General features: G+C 65.3%; 19 protein-coding genes. 4 read left to right on the top strand and 15 right to left on the bottom strand.

Features of this window, described 5'->3' with window-relative positions:
- Positions 1-6: 6 nt before the first annotated feature.
- The 5 genes from ASG86_RS12490 to ychF form a co-directional block, all read right to left on the bottom strand.
- Positions 7-951 carry an ABC transporter permease gene (locus ASG86_RS12490; protein WP_056334589.1) on the bottom strand — a complete coding sequence of 315 codons (945 nt, stop codon included), beginning with the start codon at positions 949-951 and terminating at the stop codon, positions 7-9.
- Complete coding sequence (locus ASG86_RS12485) at positions 941-1,870, bottom strand: ABC transporter permease (protein ID WP_056334587.1); 930 nt, start codon at positions 1,868-1,870, stop codon at positions 941-943. Before ASG86_RS12485 ends, ASG86_RS12490 begins: the two co-directional genes overlap by 11 nt.
- A gap of 125 nt (positions 1,871-1,995) precedes the next feature.
- Positions 1,996-3,681 carry a peptide ABC transporter substrate-binding protein gene (locus ASG86_RS12480; RefSeq protein ID WP_056334584.1) on the bottom strand — a complete coding sequence of 562 codons (1,686 nt, stop codon included), beginning with the start codon at positions 3,679-3,681 and terminating at the stop codon, positions 1,996-1,998.
- Positions 3,682-3,968: 287 nt separating this feature from the next.
- Positions 3,969-5,729 carry an ABC transporter family substrate-binding protein gene (locus ASG86_RS12475; RefSeq protein WP_056334581.1) on the bottom strand — a complete coding sequence of 587 codons (1,761 nt, stop codon included), beginning with the start codon at positions 5,727-5,729 and terminating at the stop codon, positions 3,969-3,971.
- 85 nt (positions 5,730-5,814) lie between these two features.
- Positions 5,815-6,900, bottom strand: coding sequence for a redox-regulated ATPase YchF (gene ychF / locus ASG86_RS12470; protein WP_056335475.1), 1,086 nt, complete (start codon positions 6,898-6,900; stop codon positions 5,815-5,817).
- 90 nt (positions 6,901-6,990) lie between these two features.
- Here ychF and ASG86_RS12465 point away from each other — a divergent pair, with 90 nt between their 5' ends.
- Positions 6,991-8,220, top strand: coding sequence for a DNA recombination protein RmuC (locus ASG86_RS12465; RefSeq protein ID WP_056335472.1), 1,230 nt, complete (start codon positions 6,991-6,993; stop codon positions 8,218-8,220).
- A 102-nt stretch (positions 8,221-8,322) separates the two neighbouring features.
- Here ASG86_RS12465 and ASG86_RS12460 read toward each other — a convergent pair whose 3' ends face one another.
- Both ASG86_RS12460 and ASG86_RS12455 read right to left on the bottom strand, forming a co-directional pair.
- Positions 8,323-9,402 (bottom strand): 4-hydroxy-3-methylbut-2-enyl diphosphate reductase, encoded by a 1,080-nt coding sequence (locus ASG86_RS12460; RefSeq protein WP_056334578.1) that lies wholly within the window; start codon positions 9,400-9,402, stop codon positions 8,323-8,325.
- 9 nt (positions 9,403-9,411) lie between these two features.
- A complete protein-coding gene (locus ASG86_RS12455) occupies positions 9,412-10,260 on the bottom strand; it encodes a hypothetical protein (RefSeq protein ID WP_056334572.1) in 849 nt (282 codons plus the stop codon).
- 162 nt (positions 10,261-10,422) lie between these two features.
- On the opposite strand from ASG86_RS12455, the gene xseA reads away from it, so the two are divergent.
- Positions 10,423-11,769 carry an exodeoxyribonuclease VII large subunit gene (gene xseA, locus ASG86_RS12450; RefSeq protein ID WP_056334569.1) on the top strand — a complete coding sequence of 449 codons (1,347 nt, stop codon included), beginning with the start codon at positions 10,423-10,425 and terminating at the stop codon, positions 11,767-11,769.
- On the top strand, positions 11,766-11,984 hold the full coding sequence (locus ASG86_RS12445; RefSeq protein WP_056334565.1) for an exodeoxyribonuclease VII small subunit: 219 nt from the start codon (positions 11,766-11,768) through the stop codon (positions 11,982-11,984). Before xseA ends, ASG86_RS12445 begins: the two co-directional genes overlap by 4 nt.
- Positions 11,985-12,028: 44 nt before the next feature.
- On the opposite strand, the gene ASG86_RS12440 is transcribed toward ASG86_RS12445, so the two are convergent.
- The 6 genes from ASG86_RS12440 to ASG86_RS12415 form a co-directional block, all read right to left on the bottom strand.
- Positions 12,029-12,883, bottom strand: coding sequence for a polyphosphate kinase 2 family protein (locus ASG86_RS12440; protein ID WP_056334562.1), 855 nt, complete (start codon positions 12,881-12,883; stop codon positions 12,029-12,031).
- 50 nt (positions 12,884-12,933) lie between these two features.
- A complete protein-coding gene (locus tag ASG86_RS12435) occupies positions 12,934-14,154 on the bottom strand; it encodes a pyridoxal phosphate-dependent aminotransferase (protein WP_056334559.1) in 1,221 nt (406 codons plus the stop codon).
- Positions 14,155-14,295: 141 nt separating this feature from the next.
- Complete coding sequence (locus ASG86_RS12430; RefSeq protein WP_056334555.1) at positions 14,296-15,258, bottom strand: ABC transporter substrate-binding protein; 963 nt, start codon at positions 15,256-15,258, stop codon at positions 14,296-14,298.
- On the bottom strand, positions 15,255-16,001 hold the full coding sequence (locus ASG86_RS12425; RefSeq protein ID WP_056334554.1) for an ABC transporter permease: 747 nt from the start codon (positions 15,999-16,001) through the stop codon (positions 15,255-15,257). The genes ASG86_RS12430 and ASG86_RS12425 overlap by 4 nt, the downstream gene beginning before the upstream one ends.
- Positions 15,998-16,714 carry an ABC transporter permease gene (locus tag ASG86_RS12420; protein WP_056334549.1) on the bottom strand — a complete coding sequence of 239 codons (717 nt, stop codon included), beginning with the start codon at positions 16,712-16,714 and terminating at the stop codon, positions 15,998-16,000. The genes ASG86_RS12425 and ASG86_RS12420 overlap by 4 nt, the downstream gene beginning before the upstream one ends.
- Entirely contained in the window at positions 16,714-17,814 is a 1,101-nt protein-coding gene (locus ASG86_RS12415; RefSeq protein ID WP_056334546.1) for an ABC transporter ATP-binding protein, read from the bottom strand. Before ASG86_RS12415 ends, ASG86_RS12420 begins: the two co-directional genes overlap by 1 nt.
- Positions 17,815-18,019: 205 nt before the next feature.
- Between ASG86_RS12415 and ASG86_RS12410 the strand changes: the two genes are divergently transcribed.
- Positions 18,020-19,036, top strand: a complete 1,017-nt coding sequence (locus ASG86_RS12410) for a pirin family protein (protein WP_056334543.1) — start codon at positions 18,020-18,022, stop codon at positions 19,034-19,036.
- 70 nt (positions 19,037-19,106) lie between these two features.
- Here the strand turns inward: ASG86_RS12410 and ASG86_RS12405 are convergent, their stop codons facing one another.
- Positions 19,107-20,057 carry an N-acetylglucosamine kinase gene (locus ASG86_RS12405; RefSeq protein WP_056334540.1) on the bottom strand — a complete coding sequence of 317 codons (951 nt, stop codon included), beginning with the start codon at positions 20,055-20,057 and terminating at the stop codon, positions 19,107-19,109.
- Positions 20,058-20,149: 92 nt separating this feature from the next.
- A complete protein-coding gene (locus ASG86_RS12400) occupies positions 20,150-21,124 on the bottom strand; it encodes a LysR family transcriptional regulator (RefSeq protein ID WP_056334537.1) in 975 nt (324 codons plus the stop codon).
- Positions 21,125-21,211 lie beyond the last annotated feature (87 nt).

Below are 21,211 nucleotides of genomic sequence, written 5' to 3'. Positions count from 1 at the left end.
GTTCTCTCATCGCTGACGGCTCTTCGGGTCAAGGGCGTCACGCACGGCGTCGCCCAGCATGATGAAGCTCAACACCGTAAGGGAGAGCGCGGCGGCCGGGTAGAGCATGATTTCCGGCCGGGTCCTGATCGATGCCTGCGCACCTGCGATGTCATTGCCCCAGGACATGATGCTCTGCGGGAGGCCAATGCCCAGGAAGGACAGGGTGGCTTCGGCCACGATGAACACGCCAAGTTCCAGCGTTGCCAGGACAATGATCGGAGCCAGGGCGTTCGGCAGGACGTGGCGGATCAGTGCGCCGAACTTGGAAACGCCCAGCGCGCGTGCAGCGGTGACGAAGTCCGCGTTGCGCACTTCGATCACCGCGCCCCGGGTGATGCGGGCCATTTGCGGCCACGCCAGGAGCGAGATGACGAACACCACGGTCCATACGCTCTTGTTCTCGCGGAACAGCGGAAGCTGGGTGATCACCAGCGCGCCGAGCACCAGCGGCAGGGCAAAGAAGATATCGCCCAGCCGTGCCAGGACGGCATCGATCCAGCCGCCGTAGTATCCGGCCAGTGCGCCGAGGGTCACGCCGATGACCAGGACGCAGAGTACGGAGAGCAGGCCCACGGAAAGGGAAGCCTGCGTGCCGTGGATGACCCTGGAGTAGACGTCGCAGCCCTGGAAGGTGAAGCCGAACGGGTGCCCTGCGGTGGGGCCGGCCTCGGAGTTGGCGAGTTCACAGCCTTCGTTGGGCGGGGTGGAAGTGAAGAGGCCTGGGAACAGCGCAATCACGATCAGGGCAAGGATCAGCAGTGTGGAGATGATGAACAGCGGACGACGGCGGAGCTTGCGCCAGGCGTCTGCCCACAGGCTGAGGGGGGCCTGGTCCGTCTTGACGGCGTCCGTTGCCTGCAGCGGTGTCTCGTCGATGGGGGCCACGTAGTGGCTGTTGTTACTGGTCATAGCGGATCCTCGGGTCAAGCCAGGCGTACAGGAGATCGACAAGCAGGTTGGCCACCACGAACACCAGCACCAGCACGCTGACGATGGAGACGATGGTGGGGCCCTCACTGCGAAGGACAGCCTGGTAGAGCTTGTTGCCTACACCGGGAACGTTGAAGATGCCCTCCGTGACGATGGCACCGCCCATCAGGCCGCCAAGGTTGGCGCCCAGGTACGTCACCACTGGAATCAGCGAGTTGCGCAGGATGTGCGCCAGGACCACGCGGGGCCGGGAGAGGCCTTTGGCGGTTGCTGTCCGAACGTAGTCGGCGTTCATGTTTTCGCTGACCGATGCACGCGTCAGGCGGAGGACATAGGCGAAGGACACCAGACCCAGGACCACTGCCGGCAGAAGCAGGGTTACCCAGTTGGCATTGGCGCCCACGGTGGGTTTGGCCCAGCCGAGCTGAACTCCAAAGACGAGCTGGAAAACGAAGCCCAGGACAAAGGTGGGGACGGCGATAACCACCAGCGAGGCCACCAACACGGTGGAATCGAACCAGCCGCCGCGGCGCAGGCCCGCGAAGACGCCGAACGCCACGCCGAAGACGGCCTGGATGGCCAGTGCCTCGATGGCGAGCATGGCCGTCACGGGGAACACACGGGCAAGGCTTGCCGCGATGGGCTGGCCGGTGAAGTCATTGCCCAGATTGAAGGTGAAAAGGTTTTTGAGGAACAGGCCGTACTGGACCCAGAACGGCTGGTCCAGGTTGTACTGGCTGCGCAGGGTGTCGATCACTGACTGCGGGGGCTGGCGGTCGCCGAACAGCGCGGCGATGGGATCGCCCGGCAGGGCGAACACCATGTAGTACACCAGAAGGGTAGTGCCGAGGAAGACAGGGATCACCTGAAGGAGTCGGCGCAAAATGAACCGGGTCACAGGATTACCTGCCTTCCGGTAAGGGGGAGAACGCGTTCATGAGTGCCTTCCTGCCGCTTGCAAGCCAATGGGGGCCCGGACGTGACCGGAACCCCCATCAGCTTGTCGGCAAGTTAGATCTGGGACTACTTGGCGGTGATGCCGTAGTACAGGATGCCGCCGTTCCAGCCGGTTTCGGCCTTCACGATGTTGTTGCTCCAAACGATCGGGCGTGCCTGATCCCAGAGCGGCAGGCCGGGCAGGTCCTGGAACAGGATTTCCTGTGCCTGGTTGAACTTGCCGTTGGCTTCATCCGTGCTCTTGGCGGCCAGGCCCTCCTTGAGGAGCTTGTCGAACTCGGGGTTCGAGTACTTCTCGTAGTTGGAGGAGGCGTTGGTGGCCCAGACCGGTCCCAGGAAGTTGTACAGCGACGGGTAGTCGCCCTGCCAGCCCGCGCGGGTCAGGCCGGGCAGCTGCTGGGACTTGCGGAGGTTCAGGACTTCAGCGAACTTGGCGAAGGGCTGGATTTCAGCCTGGATGCCCAGGTTGTTCTTGAAGCCGTTGGCTACGGCATCGATCCATTCCTTGTTGCCGCCATCGGTGTTGGAGGCGATCTGAAGCGGCTTGGAGTTGTCGTACGGCTGGATCTTCTCAGCCTGTGCCCACAGGTCCTTGGCCTTTGCGGCGTCGAACTTCAGGACTTCGCTGCCCTTGAGGCCTTCCTTGAACCCGTCGATGACCGGCGGGACGAATGCCTTGGCCGGGGTGCGGGTGCCGTTGAAGACCACCTTGGCGATTTCCTCGCGGTTGATGGCGTAGGACAGTGCCTGGCGGCGCAGCTTGCCGGCTTCACCCTGGAAATTGGGGTTGTACGGCGGGATGTTCAGCGTGGAGTTGGTGGCAACCGGCTTGGTGGCATTCCGGTCCGGGAAGTCAGCAACGTAGGTCTTCAGGGCGTTGGACGGAAGGACATCGGTGATGTCCAGGTTGTCAGACTGGAGGTCCGTGTATGCGGGGCCCGGGTCAGTGTAGAACTTGAAGGTCACGCCGCCGTTCTTGGCCTCACGCGGTCCCTTGTAATCGGCGTTCTTGACCAGGGAGATGGACTGGTCGTGGACCCAGGAACCCTGCTTCTCGAACTTGTAGGGACCGTTGCCCACGGGGTTTTCACCGAAGGTCTTGGGGTCAGTCAGCGCAGCGGACGGAAGCGGGAAAAAGGCGGAGTAGCCAAGGCGCAGGGACCAGTCGGCTTCAGGCTGGGCGAGCTTGACGGTGATCGTGGAATCATCGGTTGCTGCCAGGCCGGACATGGTGTCGGCCTTGGGTGCCGGCGTGGTCTTGGTCTTGCCGTCAGCACCCTTCTCCGAGTTCACGGCCGAGACATCTTCGTAACCGGCGATGGACTCAAAGAAGAATCCGTTGTTCTGCAGGTTCTTGGAGTTGGCTGCAAAGTTCCAGGAGTCAACGAAGGTCTTCGCCGTGATGGCTTCACCATTGGTGAACTTCTGGCCCTGCTTGACCTTGATGGTCCAGTTCTGGGCGTCCGAGGACTCGATGGAGTCGGCCAGGGCATTGACGGGTTTGCCGCTGGCGTCGTACGTGCGCAGGCCCTCGAAGAGGAGCTCGACCACGCGGCCGCCGTAGACCTCATTGGTGTTCGCCGGCAGCAACGGGTTTTGTGGCTCGTTGCTGTAGGCGGTGATGACCTTGTTCGGATCCCCGGCAGCAGTGCTGGACCCGTCAGTGCTGCCGCCGCCGGCGCCGCACCCGGTCAGGGCAAGCGCGGCGATTGCCACGATGCCCAGTGCTTTGGAAGTGCGCGTAAAACGCATTCCGCCTCCTATGAGTTGTGGGAGAGATATATAGGGGAATCTTGTGCTTCCCCGCAGGCCGGACGCAGCTCACCGCTGTGACGAAACCTACATAATACGAGTTAGCCTAACCGCACGAAGTCCAGATACTGGTACTCCGTTGCCAAAACGTGACCGGGGCAGTGAAATGCCCCAAGTCACAGCAATCAGTTAGGCACGTCACATGCTACTCGCCGGTAGGCCGGACGGCGAATCGGCAGGGTGAAGGGTCCGCAAGGGGCGGAAGGCCCAAAGGTGACGCGGCTGAATCAGGACAGCCGCCAGTCCCATACGTTCCACCACACGCCGAGGGGGCCAGGACTGGTCTTGATGCCGGCCACGCGCGAATTGAAGGCGGTAGTGCCAAGGGTTTGGTAGAGCGGCAGGCCGTACGCGTCCTCCCACACATGCTTGTCGATGTCGGCCAGGAGTTCATCCTGCCTGCCCAGGTCCGTGGTCGCGGCCAGTTGCTCCATGACCTTGTCCGCGTCGCCGTCGGAATATCCCGTGAAGTTGCTTCCTGCCCCGGTCCGGAAGATCTGCGGCACCCGGCTGACGCCGGCTTCCGTGCCAATCCATCCGGACAACGCAGCGTCGTAGCCGCCGCGGCTGAGCGCCGCTGCCCAGTCGGCACTCCCCTGCCCGCCGTCGGACACGCGGAAGCCGGCCAGCGCAGCGGAGTCGCGGATCAGGGCAAACGCCTTGGCACGGTTGGGATTGTCCCGGTTATAGAGGATGCGGACGGTGGGGGTGGCACCCTTCAGGAGCCGCTTTGCGGCGTCGACGTCCACCTTGGCGTAGTTCGAGGAGCCGTTGTTCTTTACGGTTTCGTCGTATTTTGGCTGTCCTGGCAGGAAGACGTGGGAGTCCAGCGGCTTGCTGTCCGGGACCTGGGTCCCCACCACTGCGTCCACGATTGCCTGCCGTGGAACCGTCATGAGGAATGCTTCCCGGACGTCCTTGGTGGCGAAGGGTCCGGCGAAATTGAGGTCCAGGTGGTCGTAGCCGGACTGTTTGTACCGTTCCACGGTGATGCCCTGGCGCGACAGTCCCGTGAGCAAGTTGTCCGTGGCGGCTGACGGCTGGGGCGAAATGATGTCCGCCTGGCCGTTGCGCAGGGCATCGACGGCGGCGGGCACCGCCCCGGTGAACCTGACATTGATCTCGTCCAGCCAGGGTTCGGCACCCCATACGTAGTCCCGGTTACGGACAAGTTTCATGGAAACTTCCGGCACGATGTCGCGGACAATGTAAGGTCCGCTGGACAGATAGATCGCCGGATCGTCGGGAACGGACTTTGCATCGAACCCGGTGTTCCAGAAGTCGCTGACTTTCTTGAGCTCAGGGTGTGATGCAGGCTTTTCCGGATTGCCGCGCGGGGTGTCCTTGAGGAGCTGGACCAGGTCCTCCTCGTCGTTCAGGCCGCTCTTGGCAGCGACGACGTGCGCGGGCAGTCCGACGTCGAACGCCACCTCCCAGTCAGCGTACGGCGCGGCGTACTCGATGGTGATGGACCGGCCATCGGACCCGACCTCGGGAAACAGGGTGCCCGCCAGTCCGGTGGTGTCAGAGGCTACCGAGAAGTACTTGGTTCCCTTCCCTGCGGCTGGATCCAGGTCGTCGAAATAGCCCGACCCGGCGGCCCAGCTCAACAGGAGGTCCGCTGCGCCGATCTGTGCACCGTCTGACCACTTGACGCCCTCGTTGACCGTGTACTTCACCTTGAGCGGCTCGTCGGAAACCTTCTCGAAGTGCCCGAACTTGTCGTTGCGGACAACCTTGGAGCTGTCGTCGAGGTAGAAGAAGCCCGAGTGGGTGATGGCACCGATTTTCGAATTGATGTCGGTATTGCCGTTGGCGCTGTACGGGTTGAACGAGGAGAAGGCATTGACCTCTGCCACGGTCACGCTGCCGCCGCGCTTTGCCTCCCCCACCACAACGGACGGGGCACTGGTTCCCGAGCACCCCGAAAGAACCAGGGCAGCCACCACCGCGGCGATGAGCAATTGCATCAGACGCCGGACCGGCATGCCGCCTCCTTGTGTTTTCCCTCCCAGGAGGGGACTGGGTCGCCACGATCACGCCCTGCAGATTCAGGATAAGCCGTCCGGGCGGTCAGACGTTGAAGCGGAACTCCACCACGTCGCCGTCGGCCATGACGTATTCCTTACCTTCGATGCGGACTTTGCCGCGGGACTTTGCCTCAGCCATGGAGCCAGCCTCCACAAGATCCGCGAAGGACACCACCTCGGCCTTGATGAACCCGCGCTGGAAGTCGGAGTGGATGACGCCGGCGGCCTGCGGCGCCGTGTCCCCCTGCCGGATGGTCCAGGCGCGTGCTTCCTTGGGCCCGGCGGTGAGGTAGGTCTGAAGCCCCAGAGTGTGGAAGCCGACGCGCGCCAGCTGGTCCAGGCCGGATTCGTCCTGGCCGTTCATTTCAAGCATCTCGCGGGCTTCTTCCTCGTCCAGTTCCACGAGGTCTGCTTCGAGCTTTGCGTCCAGGAAGATGCAGTCCGCCGGGGCAACCATGGCGCGCAGTTCCTCCTGCTTTTCCGGGCTGCCCAGAATGGCTTCATCCGCGTTGAACACGTAGATGAAGGGCTTGGCCGTCAGAAGCCCCAGCTCCTTGAGGTGCTCCATCTCCAGCTTGTCGCTCTTGATCGAGGAATAGATGGTGTCGCCCCGCTCCAGCACAGCCTGGGCGGCTTTGATGGCGGCAAGCTCGGCGGCCTCCCGCTTCTTGATCTTGACTTCTTTTTCGATCCGCGGGATCGCCTTTTCGATGGTCTGCAGGTCGGCGAGGATCAGCTCGGTGTTGATGGTTTCCATGTCCGAGCGGGGATCCACTTTGCCGTCAACGTGCACCACATCGGGGTCGTCGAAGACCCGGACAACTTCAGCGATGGCTTCAGCCTCCCGGATGTTGGCCAGGAACTGGTTGCCCAGCCCCTCCCCCTCGGACGCACCCTTGACGATGCCTGCGATGTCGACGAAGGACACGGCGGCAGGCAGGACACGCTGGGAGCCGAAGATCCCGGCGAGCTTCTGGAGCCTGGGGTCCGGGAGGTTCACGACACCGACATTGGGTTCAATGGTGGCGAACGGGTAGTTCGCGGCCAGGACCTGGTTGCGGGTAAGCGCGTTGAAGAGGGTTGATTTGCCGACGTTGGGCAGTCCGACGATGCCAATAGTAAGAGCCACGAGCATTGATTCTACCCGCCGGGCCCCTGGAGGCAGTACCGGCGGATGTCACTGCCTGTGATTGTCAGAGGCCCGTGCAACAGTGAAGCCATGGATGCTTTCGCCTTGATTCTGGCCCTTCTCATGCTGCTGCTGGGCGCGCTTGCCGGCGCCGCTGCCACTTACTTCTCACTGCGCAGGAACTCCCATGCCCTGGAGGCAGACTTTGACCAGGTGTCGTCCCGCCTTTCAGAGGTCACGGCGCAGCTGGCAGCGGCCGACGCCGAGCGGCGGCTTTTGGCGGTACAGAACCGTGAGCTGGGTGAGGCCAGGACGCAGGACGGCAGCGTCCTGCGCGCCCTGGCTCCGGTGGCCGAAAAGCTGTCCGCGGTCCAGCAGCAGGTGGCACTGCTGGAGCGGGACCGGGTGGAACAGTACGGCCAGCTGGCACAGCAGCTGCAGGAGGCAAGGCTTTCCGATGAGCAGCTCATCCGGTCCACGCATGCCCTGGAGTCTGCCCTGCGTTCCAACAGCGCCAGGGGCCAGTGGGGCGAGGTGCAGCTGCGGCGTGTAGTGGAGGCCGCGGGGATGCTTCGCCACGTGGACTTCGTGGAGCAGGTGCACAGCGCAGGCCACGATTCGGCTGTCCGCCCCGACCTGGTGGTCCAGTTGCCGGGCGACAAGCAGCTGGTGGTGGACGCAAAAGTCCCGCTCTCGTCCTACCTTGAGGCGCAGGAACTGGGGGCGGTGGACCCGCGCGCTGGCCAGCCGTCCGGGCTGCAGTCTGCCAACGACGGGCGGAACCGGCAGGCCCTGCTGGCAGCGCACGCCAAGGCGCTGAGGGCGCACGTCGACGCGCTGGGCACAAAGAAGTACTGGGACATCCCGGGGAACTCTCCGGAACTTGTGGTCTGCTTCATCCCGGCCGAATCCATCCTCGCTGCAGCCCTCACGGCCGACGCCGGGCTCCTGGACCACGCGTTGTCGCGCAACGTGGTCCTGGCCTCCCCCAGCACCCTGCTGGCCGTACTGAAGTCCGTGGCGTTCACCTGGCGCCAGGACGTCCTGACGGACAGTGCACGCGAGCTGTTCGAGCTCGCGCGGCAGCTGTACGACCGGATGGGAACCCTGGGCGAAAACGTGAGCAAACTGGGCTCATCCCTGAAGTCATCGGTGGACCGCTACAACGCGATGGTGGGCACCCTGGAAGCCCGGGTCCTGCCCACGGCACGGAAACTCAACTCCCTCGAGGAGTCCGGGTTGGTGACACCTCCGGTGGTGGAGGTGGCCCCCCGCGCGCTGGTGGCGCCCGAACTCCAGGGCGACGAGGAAGCAGCCTGACAAGGGACCGCGAGTGCAGGATGGGCCGGGCAGTTGGTTAACTGCCCGGCCCATCCTTTTACTTCTGCCGGATGCCGGCTCCTGGATACAGCCGCCGCTCTGTCAGCTGCGGGGCCTGCGCCCGCCCAGCGCGCGGCTGACGTCGCCGGCCTGCTTCAGGGTGGCGCGGAGTTCCTTGGGCAGCGAGAACAGGAGGTCCTCCTCTGCGGTGACCACTTCCTCCACCGCGCCGTAGCCGTAGTCGGCCAGCAGCCTCAGGACGTCCTGCACCAGTACCTCCGGAACGGAAGCCCCGGACGTGACGCCCACAGTGGCGACGCCCTCGAACCAGGCTTCGTCAACCTCGTTGGCGAAGTCCACCCGGTAGGAGGCCTTGGCGCCATACTCGAGTGCCACCTCCACCAGCCGGACGGAGTTCGATGAGTTGGCCGAGCCGACCACGATCACCAGGTCCGCCTTGGGCGCAATCTTCTTGATAGCCACTTGGCGGTTGGTGGTGGCGTAGCAGATGTCGTCGCTGGGCGGGTCCTGCAGGGTGGGGAACCGCTCCTTGAGCAGCCGGACGGTTTCCATGGTCTCGTCTACGCTCAGGGTGGTCTGGGAGAGCCAGATGACCTTCTCGGGGTCGCGGACGGTGACCTTATCCACTTCGTGGGGTCCGTTGATGATCTGGATGTGCTCCGGTGCTTCACCGGAGGTGCCTTCCACTTCCTCGTGCCCGTCGTGGCCGATCAGGAGGATGTCGAAATCGTCTTTGGCGAAGCGGACGGCTTCCTTGTGCACCTTGGTAACCAGCGGGCAAGTCGCATCAATGGTGCGCAGTCCGCGGTTTTCGGCAGATTCCACCACTGCCGGGGACACTCCGTGGGCAGAGAAGATCACCAGTGCGCCTTCGGGCACTTCGTCCGTCTCGTCGACGAAGATGGCACCCTTTTCCTCCAGGGAGCTGACCACGTGCACGTTGTGGACGATCTGCTTGCGCACATAGACGGGCGGTCCGTAGTGTTCCAGCGCCTTTTCGACGGCGATCACGGCCCGGTCAACGCCTGCGCAGTAGCCGCGGGGGGCAGCCAACAGCACCTTCTTGGCGCCGTTGACGGGGGCGGCAGCTGCTACGTCCTCAGGCGAGCGGCGCCTGCGCGGAATGGTTGGCATCGAGAGGGATACAGCCGAGGTGGTCATTCCTCCATGCTACCGGCTGGTCCGGGCCCGTTTCCGGGATGCGAACAAGGTCACAACGGCTGCCGCCACCAGGACGCCGCCCGTCACCGCGGCCGTGGTGATCCATATCTGGAAATCGGCGCCTGCCGCGGCAAGGAACTCGTCACGGAACATGTTGGCCACAGCATTGCCGGTGTCCGTTGCCTGTGCCCGCTCGGAGCCCAGCTGCAAGCCCAACCCCCACAGCCCGGCGAGGGCCAGGCCCCCAAGTCCGGCGGCCAGCAGCACTGTCCAGCGGCGGCGGGCCGCCACCAGGGCCAGCAGGAACGCCACGGCCGAACCGATGGCCAGGATGTAGCCCATGGGCGCATACGTTGCCAGCCGCTCGGTCCACTCCTTTTGCGCGGGCTGGCCCACGTTGATCAGCGTTTGCTCCGGCGGGTCCAGCGGGAGCCGGGTGGTGCGCGAAATCTCCTCCGAACCAAGGGAAACTAACGGGGCGACGTCGAGGGTCAGCGAGGATGTCGAGGCACCGTCCTGGGAACCTGCAGGGTCCGCGAAGCTTAGGCGGTGGCTCTTGCGGAGTGTCTCCTCCCAGGCCGCCGGATACCCTGGAAGCCCGGTCAGCGACTCCGCTGCCTTCTCAAGCATCGGCTGGACCAGCCCGGAGAGAAAACCTGGAACTGATCCGGTATCGATCGTTCCCACCGCCGCCGCGGCCAGCTTCCGTTGGAACTCCGAGTCCTTTCCCAGCGGTGCCGCAAGACGGACAAAACCATCTTCCTGGACCACGTTCCGGTCCACCCAGATGGCGGGAACGGCAACGGCGGCCAGGAGGATGCCCAGCACGGTGGCGACGGCGGAAACAAAAGTACGCACAGCAGGTCCTTCGGGGTTGGGGGGCCTTACCCCATCCTAGGCAGGGTCGAAGGGCCTTCCGTGTCAGTCCCCGGTGCTAGACCTTATGGATAAGGTTGATTGACCGCCAACAACAGATGAAGGACCGCATGCCCGCAGCACCAGCCTCCCACCGGCGTCCGCATGTCTGACCAGGCCTCCCTTCCGGGTACGGCACCCACTACCCTGCCGGCCACTGCAGCGGAGACAAGCCCGGATAATCCCTGGCCGCTGCAGCTGCTGTCGCAGAAGCTCAAGGCCCATATCGACCGCACCCCGTCTGCATGGGTGGAAGGCCAGGTCATTGAGCTGAACCGTCGCGGCACCAACGCCTACCTCACACTTCGCGACGTGGATGCGGAGGTTTCCCTTCCGGCATCCGTCTGGACCAAGGTGCTGGAACGGCAGAACCTTCCGCTGGAGCGTGGTTCGCGGGTGGTGGCCCTGCTGAAACCGGAATTCTGGCTGAAGACGGGCCGGCTCAACATGATGGTGCGGGATATCCGGCCTGTGGGCCTGGGCGACCTGCTGGCCAGGATTGAGCGGTTGCGCCAGGCCCTGGCGGCTGAGGGCCTGTTTGCCGAGTCCAGGAAGAAGCCCCTGCCCCTGCTGCCGCACCGGATCGGCCTCATCACGGGCCGCGACTCGGACGCAAAGAAGGACATCCTGCGGAACGCAGCCCTGCGCTGGCCGGCGGTGGAATTTGAGATCCGCGAGGTTGCCGTCCAGGGGAATACCGCGGTGGCCCAGGTGGTCCGCGCCCTGCGTGAACTGGATGCCCGGCCGGAGGTGGACGTCATCGTTATCGCCCGCGGCGGCGGCGCGCTGGAGGACCTTCTGCCCTTCAACAGCGAGGACCTGATCCGGGCCGTGGCTGCTGCCGCCACCCCCGTGGTGAGTGCCATCGGGCATGAGGCAGACCGCCCGCTGCTGGATGATGTTGCCGACCTTCGGGCCTCCACCCCCACTGATGCCGCCAAGCGGATCGTTCCCGAGGTCTCCGAAGAACTTGCCGGCGTGCGCCAGGCGCGGGAGCAGCTGCGGCGGTGCATGGAGCGACTGGTGGACCGGGAGTCGGACCGGCTGATGGCACTGCACTCCCGCCCGGTCATGGCCGCGCCGGAGGGCATGGTCTCAGTCCGGGCAGAGGAAATCGAGCGGCTGCTGCGGCGCTCCTCCGCTGCAGTGAGTTCCACGGTGGTGCGTGCGGCCGACCAGCTTGAGCACCTGAAGGCCCAGGTCCGCGCCCTCTCACCGCAGAAGACCCTGGACCGGGGATACGCCGTCGTCGAATTGGCGGGAGACCAGGCCGCCCGGATTGCCCAAGCGGGCCACGCTGTTGTCCGCCGTCCCGCCGAAGCGCCGGCGGGGGCGGCCCTGTCCATCCGTGTGGCGGAGGGCCGTTTCGGCGCCACATCCACCGGCGCCACATCCACCGTGGCGCACGCAGGAAACGCAGACCACCAGCAGGAATTGGAAGAGAAGGCATGACAGAACAGAAACCAGAGTCCGACGTCGCAGCCCTGAGCTATGAGGAGGCGCGGGAGCAGCTCATCGCAGTGGTGGGCAGGCTGGAAGCAGGAGGGGCAAGCCTGGAGGAATCCCTGGCACTGTGGGAACGCGGCGAGGCACTGGCCGCACGCTGCGAGGAGTGGCTGGAAGGCGCGCGGAAGCGGCTGGCAGCGGCCCGGGATCAGCCGCTCTAACCACCGGAAAGAACTGGAACCGGCAGCACCCGGGCCAGGGGGTGTCAGGAACGCGCCACGAGCTCCCGCTCGGCAGCGACGTCGAATTCTGCCTTGGGCCACTCGAGCGACATGTCTGACAAGGCGCCGAGCAGCAGCTGCTGGACGGCAATCCGGGCAAACCACTTCTTGTTCGCCGGAACAACGTGCCACGGCGCATTCGGCGTGCTCGTTTCGTCGATGGCCGCCTGGTACGCGGCCATGTAGTCCTCCCAGTGGGCCCGCTCGTCCAGGTCGCCCCGGCTGTACTTCCAGTGTTTGGAGGGATCATCCAGCCGGGCCATCAGCCTTTCCTTTTGCTCCGCACCGCTGATGTGGAGCATCACCTTAACGACCTTCGTTCCCGAGTCCCCCAACCGCGCCTCGAACTCATTGATGGCCACGTAGCGCCGCTTGATCTCGTCCGGGCTGGCCCAGCCGTGGACACGGTGGATCAGGACGTCCTCGTAGTGGGAGCGGTCGAACACACCCACCATCCCGGCGGCCGGTACTTCCTTTTCGATCCGCCACAGGAAGTCGTACGACTTTTCTTCGTCCGTGGGGGCCTTGAACGCCTTGAACTGGACGCCCTGCGGGTTCATGGCGGCCATGACGTGGCTGACGATGCCGCCCTTGCCGGCGGTGTCCATAGCCTGCAGGATCAGCAGGACCCTTTTGGTCCCGCCGAAGCGTGATTCGGCAAAGAGCTTTTCCTGCAGTTCGGAAAGTTCATCGTCCATCTCCGTCAACAGCAGCCTCCCGTCGACCTTGTTGCCGCTGTACCCCGGTGTTGACCCGGGATCCACCGCGGCAAGGGAAAACCCCTTCCCTACCCGAAGGGTCTCTGCAGGGTGCTGGTCAAAGCCGACGACGCGGGCCATGGGAGTCCTTTCCGCAGGATGCAACGGACCGGCGGGCCCGTGAGCACAGGCTAGTTCCCCTGGTACCTGCTTAGGAAGTCCCCCATGCGGCCAATGGCCTCTTCAATGTCCTTGACGTTGGGCAGCGTCACCATGCGGAAGTGGTCCGGGCGCACCCAGTTGAAGGCCCGGCCGTGCGAGACCAGGATCTTCTGCTCACGAAGGAGGTCGAGGACAAATTTCTCGTCGTCCCGGATGTGGTAGACCTCCGGGTCAAGCCGCGGGAAGAGGTACAGGGCTCCCCGGGCCTGCTGGGTGCTGACGCCGGGAATGGCGTTCAGCATGTCGTACGCCTTGTTGCGCTGCTCCAGGAGCCGGCCGCCGGGGAGGATCAGGTCGTTGATGCTCTGGTAACCGCCCAGCGCCGTCTGGATGGCGTGCTGGGCCGGGACGTTGGCGCACAGGCGCATGTTGGCGAGAAGGTTAATGCCCTCCAGGTAGTCCGCAGCGTCCTTCTTGGGCCCTGAAATCGCCATCCATCCTGCGCGGTAGCCGCAGACCCGGTAGGCCTTGGAAAGCCCGCTGAAAGTCAGGCACAGGACATGGTCGTCGGTGAGCTTGGCAAGGTTCACATGGACGGCATCCTCGTACAGGATCTTCTCGTAAATCTCGTCCGCGAAAATTACCAGGCCGTGCTTATGCGCCAGGTTAACGATCCGTTTCAGCGTCTCTTCCGGATACACCGCACCCGTGGGGTTGTTCGGGTTGATGACCACGATGCCCTTGGTGCGTGGCGTGATCTTGGCTTCCAGGTCATCGAGGTCGGGCTGCCACCCGGATTCCTCGTCGCAGAGGTAATGCACCGGCTTGCCGCTGGCCAGTGCCACGGACGCCGTCCACAACGGGTAATCGGGGGTTGGGATCAGGACTTCGTCACCGTCGTCCAAAAGGGCCATGAGGGACATGGTGATGAGCTCGCTGACGCCGTTGCCCAGGTAGATGTCATCGACATGGATGTTCTGGATGCCACGGGTCTGGTAGTACTGCGAGACGGCGGTGCGCGCGGAGAAAATGCCGCGGGAATCGCTGTAGCCCTGGGCGTGGGGCAGGTGCCGGATCATGTCCACCAGAATGGCGTCCGGCGCCTCGAAGCCAAACGGGGCCGGGTTCCCGATGTTCAGCTTGAGGATGCGGTGGCCCTCCGCCTCCATCTGCTGGGCGGCCTGCAGGATGGGTCCACGGATGTCATAGAGGACGTTGTTGAGCTTCGTGGACTGCCTGAATTCTGCCATCCCTCAAATATGCCACAGGAAGGATGGACGGCCGTTGAGACGTCTGCCACATGGACGACGGCGGCTGCCGGGCCCTTGCAGGTCCGGCAGCCGCCGTCGTCATCACCAATTTGTTGCCTGCCCACGCAGGCAGGGAACGTGTTACTTAACGATGCCCTTGTCCTTCAGCCAGGCGGTTGCCGCCGCCTTGGCGTCCTGCTTCTGGCTGCCACTGACAGCCCGGTTGAGGTTGATCAGGTCATCGGTGGTCAGCGTGCTGGACACGGAGTTCAGCGCCTGCTTGGCCTTGTCCGTCATCTTCGCCTTGTTGTACAGCGGGAGGACCTGCTGGGCGATGAAGTTGTTCTTCGGGTCCTCCAGCACCACAAGGTCGTTGTCTGCGATGGAAGGTGTGGTGGTGTAGATATCGGCCACCTGCACCTTGTCCTCCAGCAGCGCCTTGAGCGTCACCGGACCGCCGCCGTCGCTGAATGGCTCCAGCTTCTTGGGGACGCAGTTGTAGTTCTTCTTCAATCCGGGCAGGCCGTAGGCGCGCTCGGCGAACGTGGCCGGGGCCCCCACCACGATTTCGCTGCAGACCTTGGCGAGGTCCTCGATGGACTTCAACTGGTATTTCTCGGCGGTTGCCTTGGTGACAACCATGGCGTCCTTGTCCTCGGCTTTGGACACGTCCAGTACGCCCAGGGCGTCCGGCAGTTTGCCGGGCAGCGCCTTGGCGATGTCAGCGGCGGAGACTTCCTTGGCTTCCTTGTCTACGTACAGCAGCAGGTTGCCGCTGTAATCCGGCACCACGTCAACGGACCCGTCCTGGACCGCCTTGAAGTAGACCTCGCGGGAGCCGATGTTCGGTTTGGTAGTGGCGGTGATGCCATTGGCGTTCAAGGCACCGGCGTACAGCTCGGCGATGATCTGGCTCTCCGGGAAGTCGGCGGAACCCACCACCAGCGATGTTGCCCCACCCGATGCGCCGCTGCTGGATGCAGGTGGGTTCTTCAGCGGGTCGGACGAGCCTCCACATGCGGACAATGCCACTGCCAGGCCAAGCCCGGCGGCCAGGCCGCTGAACGCCCGCCTGCCAAGGCGCTGGGGACGGCTATCTTTCATGACTTACCTCCTTGTACAACAGTCTCCGCAACAACGGGGTCTGTGAGATCAACCGCAGCCTCCTGGCTGCGGTAGGACAGCTTCAAGGCGCCCCGGGTCAGGAACAGCCTCTGGAAAAGGGACAGGACGAGGTCGACGGCGATCGCCAGCACCGCGATGAGGAGGGAACCTCCCAGCATTTGGGGGAAATCGCTCAGGACGAGGCCGTCGAAGAGGTATCGGCCCAGGCCGCCAAGATTGATGTAAGCGACGACGGAGACGGTGGCGATCACCTGCAGCACGCCGGTCCGGAATCCGCCGAACATGACGGTGAGCGCGTTGGGCAGCTCGGCGCGGAACAGGACCTGCAGTTCAGTCATCCCCATGGCCCGGGCGGCGTCCACCACGTTCCGGTCCACGCTGGAGATGCCGGCGTACGTTCCGGCCAGCAGCGGGGGCACGGTGAGGATCACCAGCGCCCAGATAGGCGGCATCAGCCCAATTCCGGCCAGCAGCACGAACAGGGTGAGCAGGCCAAGGGTGGGAAGGGCACGCAGGGCTCCCGCCAGCGCGACGACGGCCACCCGGCCCCTGCCGGTATGGCCGACAAAGAGCCCCACCGGGACGGCGATGGCAGTGGCGATCAGCATCACGAGCCCCGTGTACTGCAGGTGCTCACCCAGCCGGGCGGGGATGCCCATGCTTCCGGACCAGTGCAGCGGGTCGGCGAGCCAGGCGAAGGTATCGGAAAAGACGTTGCTCACGCTGTTTCTCCCGCCATGGCCGTCCCCGGCTTCGCTGCGGCCGGCCCAACGTTGTCCCCGTGGGAGCGGCCCCGCCGCGTTCCTGCCCGCTCCCATGGGGTGAGGATGCGTTCCAGCAGGACGAGGAGAGCATCCATCACCAGCGCGAGGACCAGGATGGCCACGATCCCCACCACCACCTCGGTGACGAAGTCGCGCTGGAGTCCATCCGTGAAGAGCATGCCCAGGTTGCCGACACCCAGCAGGGCCGCAACGCTGACCAGCGAGATATTGCTGACGGATACCACGCGCAGCCCGGCGAACATGACCGGCAGGGACAGCGGCAGGTCAACCTGCAGGAACCGGGCCAGGGGCTTGAACCCCATGGCCTGGGCGGCCTGGCTGACGTCCGCGTCGACGGAATCGAAGGCATCCAGGGCGGCGCGGACCAGAAGTGCCACCGCGTAGATGGTCAGTGCCACCACCACGTTGAGGGGATCCAGGATCCGGGTGCCCAGGATGGTGGGCAGGATGATGAACAGGGCCAGCGAGGGAATGGTGTAGAGGAGTGAGGAGGCCGTCAGCACCAGGGAGCGGAGGGGCCTGTTCTTCCGTGCCAACTGCGCCAGCGGGATGGAAATCAGCAGGCCCAGGACCATGGGAATGAGTGCCAGCACCAGGTGCTGGCCGCCGCGCTCCAGGATCATGCCGGTGTTGGCCAGGAACCATTCCATCAGAGGGCAGCCTGCCGCACCTGGCGCGCTTCTTCGATCAGTGCCAGGACCTCACCGCCGCGGACCACGCCCAGGACCCGGCCGTCGGGATCCACGGCAACACCGAGGCCCGACGGCGAGGACAGGGCGGCGTCCAATGTTCGCCGCAGGCTCTCCCCGGGGCGGAACAGCGACCCGCCCGGAACAAGCTCGGTCTCGGTGCCCGGCGCGGACCATCCCAGGGGGTGCATGTCCGCGTCCACCACCAGCTGCCAGTCACCTGCAGCGCTGGAATCCGACTCAAATCCTGACGGGGAGCGGACAATCGTGGGCACGGGATGGATGGCCACGCCGTCGGACGGGGTGAAGCCCAGGTGGCGGAAGCCACGGTCCCGGCCCACGAAGGATGCGACGAAATTGTTGGCCGGCGCCCGCAGGATTTCCTCCGGGGTGGCATATTGGGCCAGCTTGCCGCCAGTTGCGAAGACGGCAACCTTGTCGCCGAGGATGGTGGCCTCGTCGATGTCATGGGTCACGAACACAATGGTCTTGGCCAGGTCCTTCTGCAGGCGCAGCAGTTCCTGCTGGAGTTCGTCCCGGACAACGGGGTCCACCGCGCTGAACGGCTCATCCATGAGCAGTACGGGCGGGTCGGCGGCGAGCGCGCGTGCTACGCCAACGCGCTGCTGCTGGCCCCCGGAGAGCTGGGACGGGTACCGCCTGCCCAGGGAGTGCGCCAGGCCCACCACATCCAGGAGCTCCTCCGCCCGCCTCCGGGCGTCGGCCTTGGAGACGCCGTTCAGCCGGGGAACGGTGGCGATGTTGTCCAGGACGGAGCGGTGCGGCAGCAATCCCGCCGACTGCATCACGTAGCCCATGGAGCGGCGCAGTTCCGCCGCCGGTACCGAGGTGACATCCCGGCCGTCCACGGTGATGGTCCCCGAGGTGGGTTCCACCATGCGGTTGATCATCCGCAGGGAGGTTGTTTTGCCGCAGCCGGAGGGGCCCACGAAGACCGTGACGGCCCCTTTTGCGATGGACATGGTGAGCCCGTCCACCGCGGGCTGGCCGCCCGGGTACTGCTTGGTGACGCTCTGGAACTCGATCATCGCCTGGTCCATGGTGCGGACTTACCTGTTCTCTTGGACGGGCTGTTGACAGCACCGTGACCTTGCCATCAGCACGCTGATAGTTACGCTAGCCCAAACGGGGGCAGGCTTCAGCAGGTGGAGCCCTAATCCCCGCAAAGGAATCCCTACTGTGACCATTCGGTACCCATATGCGTACGGATGGGTAGCCCAAGCCGGGCAGGCCTAAAGTGGAGGCGTGACCAACTTGGAAGTTTCACCCCAGCAGGAAGTTTGTCCGCCCGCCCCTTCGGGAGGGACGTCGGGCCCCTGCCTCCAGCTGTGGCCGGAACGCGAGGTGCCCCTTGGCGGGGTCCGCGCCATGAACGTCAAGCGCACCCTGCCCCAACGGGGACTTCCCACGATCGGGGCCTGGTGCTTCCTGGACAGCTTCGGACCGGACCGGACCGCCATGTCCGTCCTCCCCCATCCGCATATCGGGCTGCAGACGGTGACCTGGCCGCTTGCCGGGCACATCCGGCACCGGGACAGCGTAGGCAGCGACGTGGTGGTGCGTCCCGGGGAGCTGAACATCATGACCGCAGGGCAGGGCGTGTCGCACTCAGAGTTCGCCGTGCTTCCCGCCGGCGGGGAGTTGCCGCTGCAGCGCGGCCTGCAGCTGTGGGTTGCCCTTCCGGACGGGGACCGGCACCGGGAGCCGGCATTTGAACAGCACCGGGAGCTGCCGCGCGCCGCCGGCCACGGCTTCACGGCCACCGTCATGGTGGGGGAACTTGCAGGCGTGGTGTCCCCCGCCACAGTGTTTTCGCCGATTGTTGGCGCGGACGTTTCCTGTGAGGGGGATGCAGTGCTGCCGCTGAACCCCGGCTTTGAGCATGGCATCCTGGTGCTCGACGGCGGCCTTGCGGTGGACGGGCAGGACCTGCCGGCGGGTCCGCTGGGCTACCTGGGCACCGGCCGCAGCGAACTCCGGCTGGAGGCCCGCCCGGGCACGCGGTTCCTGCTGATCGGCGGTGAGCCGTTCGGCGAGGAACTGCTCATGTGGTGGAACTTCGTGGGCCGTACCCATGACGAAGTGGAACGGGCCCGGGAGGATTGGGAAGCGCAGGCAGTGCTGCCGGACGCCGAAACGGCGGCCGCCCGCTACGGCCTGGTGCCCGGCCACGGTCCTGATGCCGGAGCGGAGGCCGGCCGTATTCCCGCTCCCCCGCTCCCCGGCGTCCGGCTGACGCCGCGAAAGCGCGCCGTCGACTAGTTAATCTGTCGACTGACCCGCGTGTCTGCCAACCCGCTGCCGGAAGCCATGGTTTATCGCCCGATCGCCGTCAGGCCGGCTCTGCCAGGAGCTGCAGGACACCGAACACAGGTTCCTGGTCCAGGACCCTGACGTCCGTGATGCCGTCTGCTTCAAGGTATCGGCGGAAGGATTCCTGCAGCGGTGCCACGTTCATGCCCAGCCCGCCACCCAGGATCACGGGGCCCTGGATCTTCAGCTGGCCCAGCACCTGTCCGGCCAGCGCAGCAAGGTCCCGGCCGGCCTGGTCCAGCAGCTCTGCACTGTCCTGGTGCCCGGCGGAGGCCGCTTCCACAACGTTCCTGGCCTGTTGCGCCCAGAAGCGCCGCCCCGTGTCCGGGGAGTGGAACAGGGCAATCAGCTTGTTGGGGTGGTCCAGTCCGCAGGATGCCAGGAGGGCTGCCGTGAGCTGGTCAATCGGCAGGCCCTGGTTCATCCTCCGCAGGCTGTGCCGTACCGCTTCCCTGCCCAGCCAATAACCGCTCCCTTCATCCCCCAGCAGGTATCCCCAGCCGCCTGCCCTGGCCTCGCCGCCGTCGGCGTTGCGTCCCCAGGCGGCTGAGCCGGTGCCGGCAATTACCGCCACTCCTGTGTTGGCACGTCCCGCCGCCAGCAGCAGGCGGGAGTCGTGGACCACGGTGATGCTGGCCTCGGGGGCGAGTGGCTGGATCAGGGCAGCCAGGGCGGCGGCGTCGTCGTCCGTATCGATGCCGCCGGAGCCCGCGTAGACCCGGTCCACGCGCCCGCCGCCGATCCTGCCGAAAAGCTCCGCCAGGTTGCGGGCTGCCTGGTCGCGGCTGACGTTCTGGACATTGGAGCTTCCCGCAGAATCGTCAGCGACGGGGATTCCGTCCTCAAAGCGGACGCCGTGCGTCTTGGTGCCGCCGATGTCCAGCCCGATCGTAATGCCGTCCAGTGGAGTGTCCGGCGAGCCCGCGGCGTGCTGAACAGGAGGGGTGGAGGGGTTCTGGGTGTTCGTCACGTCACAAGGGTACTTGCGGCGTGGCTTTGGGGCGCGGCGCATACCCTTCGTGACAGCCGCGCCCTTGGCGGCCGCCGTGAATGATGGCCCGTTCAGCGGCCGGCCCTGGTGACCAGCCCGGCCAGCAATCCGGGCCCCTGCGCAACCACCAGCTCACGGAAGAGCCTGGCCGGAACGGGTTCGGTTTCGGGTTTGCGCCGCCGCCAGCTCACTCCGACTTCCCGGAAGGCGAGCGCGGAGTCCAGCGGCACTTCCACCCAGCCCAGGTCTCCTGTCTCCGGGCGCAGGGTCCTGCCGGGGGCATCCCCGCCAGGCGGCAGGATGCTGACGCCGAGGCCGGCCGAGACCAGCCCACGGACGGTGTGCGAATCCTGGCTTTCGAACGCGATCCGTGGCCGGTAGCCTGCTTCCCGGAACAGCGCGTCGGTCAGCGAACGCAGTCCGTATCCGGGGCCCAGCGCAACGAACGGCTCCGTCCGGATATCGGCCATCCGCGCAGTGCGCTGCCGGGCCAGGGGGTGGGCGTGGTGCACCACCAGCCGGAGCGGCTCGCGGTACAGGGGTGCCGAATCGAGGTTTTTGCCCGGGGGCGCCACGGGAGCGGTGAGGGCCAGGTCGGCTTCTCCCGACGACAGCTCGTCAAGGCACGCGCTCCGGGCACCCTGGCTGAGCCGAAACCCGGTCCCGGGGTGCCGGGCACGGAAGGCGCTGATCAGCAGCGGCAGGGTGGCCTCGCCGAACGTGTGCTGGAAAGACACGGACACAGTGCCCCTGACCACTTGGGACTCATTCCGGACCAGGTCCAGGCCGGCCTGGAACTCCGCGAGCGCCTGCTCGATGTAGGGCAACAGGGTGCGGGCTGCCGGAGTCAGGCGGACACCGCGGCCGTCCCGGGCCAGGAGTTCGGTGCCGATGGCGGCGCTGGCCCTGGTCACTGCCCTGCTCACCGTTGATTGGGGTACTCCGAGGAGTTCCGCCGTCTCCGTCACATGTTCAGTCCGGCCCAGTTCGGCGAGTATGGGCATGAGCGGCAGCAGCTGCGCCAACTGCCTGCGATCCGGTTCCATCGCCGCTCCCCTGTCTCTCCGCCGGACGCCTCCGCTACCGGAATATCGTTCCGTTATTGATATGAGTGTGGCACGAAGTATGCATTG

The organism is Arthrobacter sp. Soil764, from assembly GCF_001428075.1.
Taxonomy (GTDB): domain Bacteria; phylum Actinomycetota; class Actinomycetes; order Actinomycetales; family Micrococcaceae; genus Arthrobacter.
Note: the sequence above shows the minus strand (reverse complement) of the source record. Positions and strands in the feature narration are given on the sequence as shown.

Coding starts and splice junctions, on each gene's coding strand:
- ASG86_RS12490 (WP_056334589.1), bottom strand. CDS start 951: ATGACCAGTAACAACAGCCACTACGTGGCCCCCATCGACGAGACACCG.
- ASG86_RS12480 (WP_056334584.1), bottom strand. CDS start 3,681: ATGCGTTTTACGCGCACTTCCAAAGCACTGGGCATCGTGGCAATCGCC.
- ASG86_RS12475 (WP_056334581.1), bottom strand. CDS start 5,729: ATGCCGGTCCGGCGTCTGATGCAATTGCTCATCGCCGCGGTGGTGGCT.
- ASG86_RS12465 (WP_056335472.1), top strand. CDS start 6,991: ATGGATGCTTTCGCCTTGATTCTGGCCCTTCTCATGCTGCTGCTGGGC.
- ASG86_RS12460 (WP_056334578.1), bottom strand. CDS start 9,402: ATGACCACCTCGGCTGTATCCCTCTCGATGCCAACCATTCCGCGCAGG.
- xseA (WP_056334569.1), top strand. CDS start 10,423: ATGTCTGACCAGGCCTCCCTTCCGGGTACGGCACCCACTACCCTGCCG.
- ASG86_RS12445 (WP_056334565.1), top strand. CDS start 11,766: ATGACAGAACAGAAACCAGAGTCCGACGTCGCAGCCCTGAGCTATGAG.
- ASG86_RS12440 (WP_056334562.1), bottom strand. CDS start 12,883: ATGGCCCGCGTCGTCGGCTTTGACCAGCACCCTGCAGAGACCCTTCGG.
- ASG86_RS12435 (WP_056334559.1), bottom strand. CDS start 14,154: ATGGCAGAATTCAGGCAGTCCACGAAGCTCAACAACGTCCTCTATGAC.
- ASG86_RS12430 (WP_056334555.1), bottom strand. CDS start 15,258: ATGAAAGATAGCCGTCCCCAGCGCCTTGGCAGGCGGGCGTTCAGCGGC.
- ASG86_RS12420 (WP_056334549.1), bottom strand. CDS start 16,714: ATGGAATGGTTCCTGGCCAACACCGGCATGATCCTGGAGCGCGGCGGC.
- ASG86_RS12415 (WP_056334546.1), bottom strand. CDS start 17,814: ATGGACCAGGCGATGATCGAGTTCCAGAGCGTCACCAAGCAGTACCCG.
- ASG86_RS12400 (WP_056334537.1), bottom strand. CDS start 21,124: ATGGAACCGGATCGCAGGCAGTTGGCGCAGCTGCTGCCGCTCATGCCC.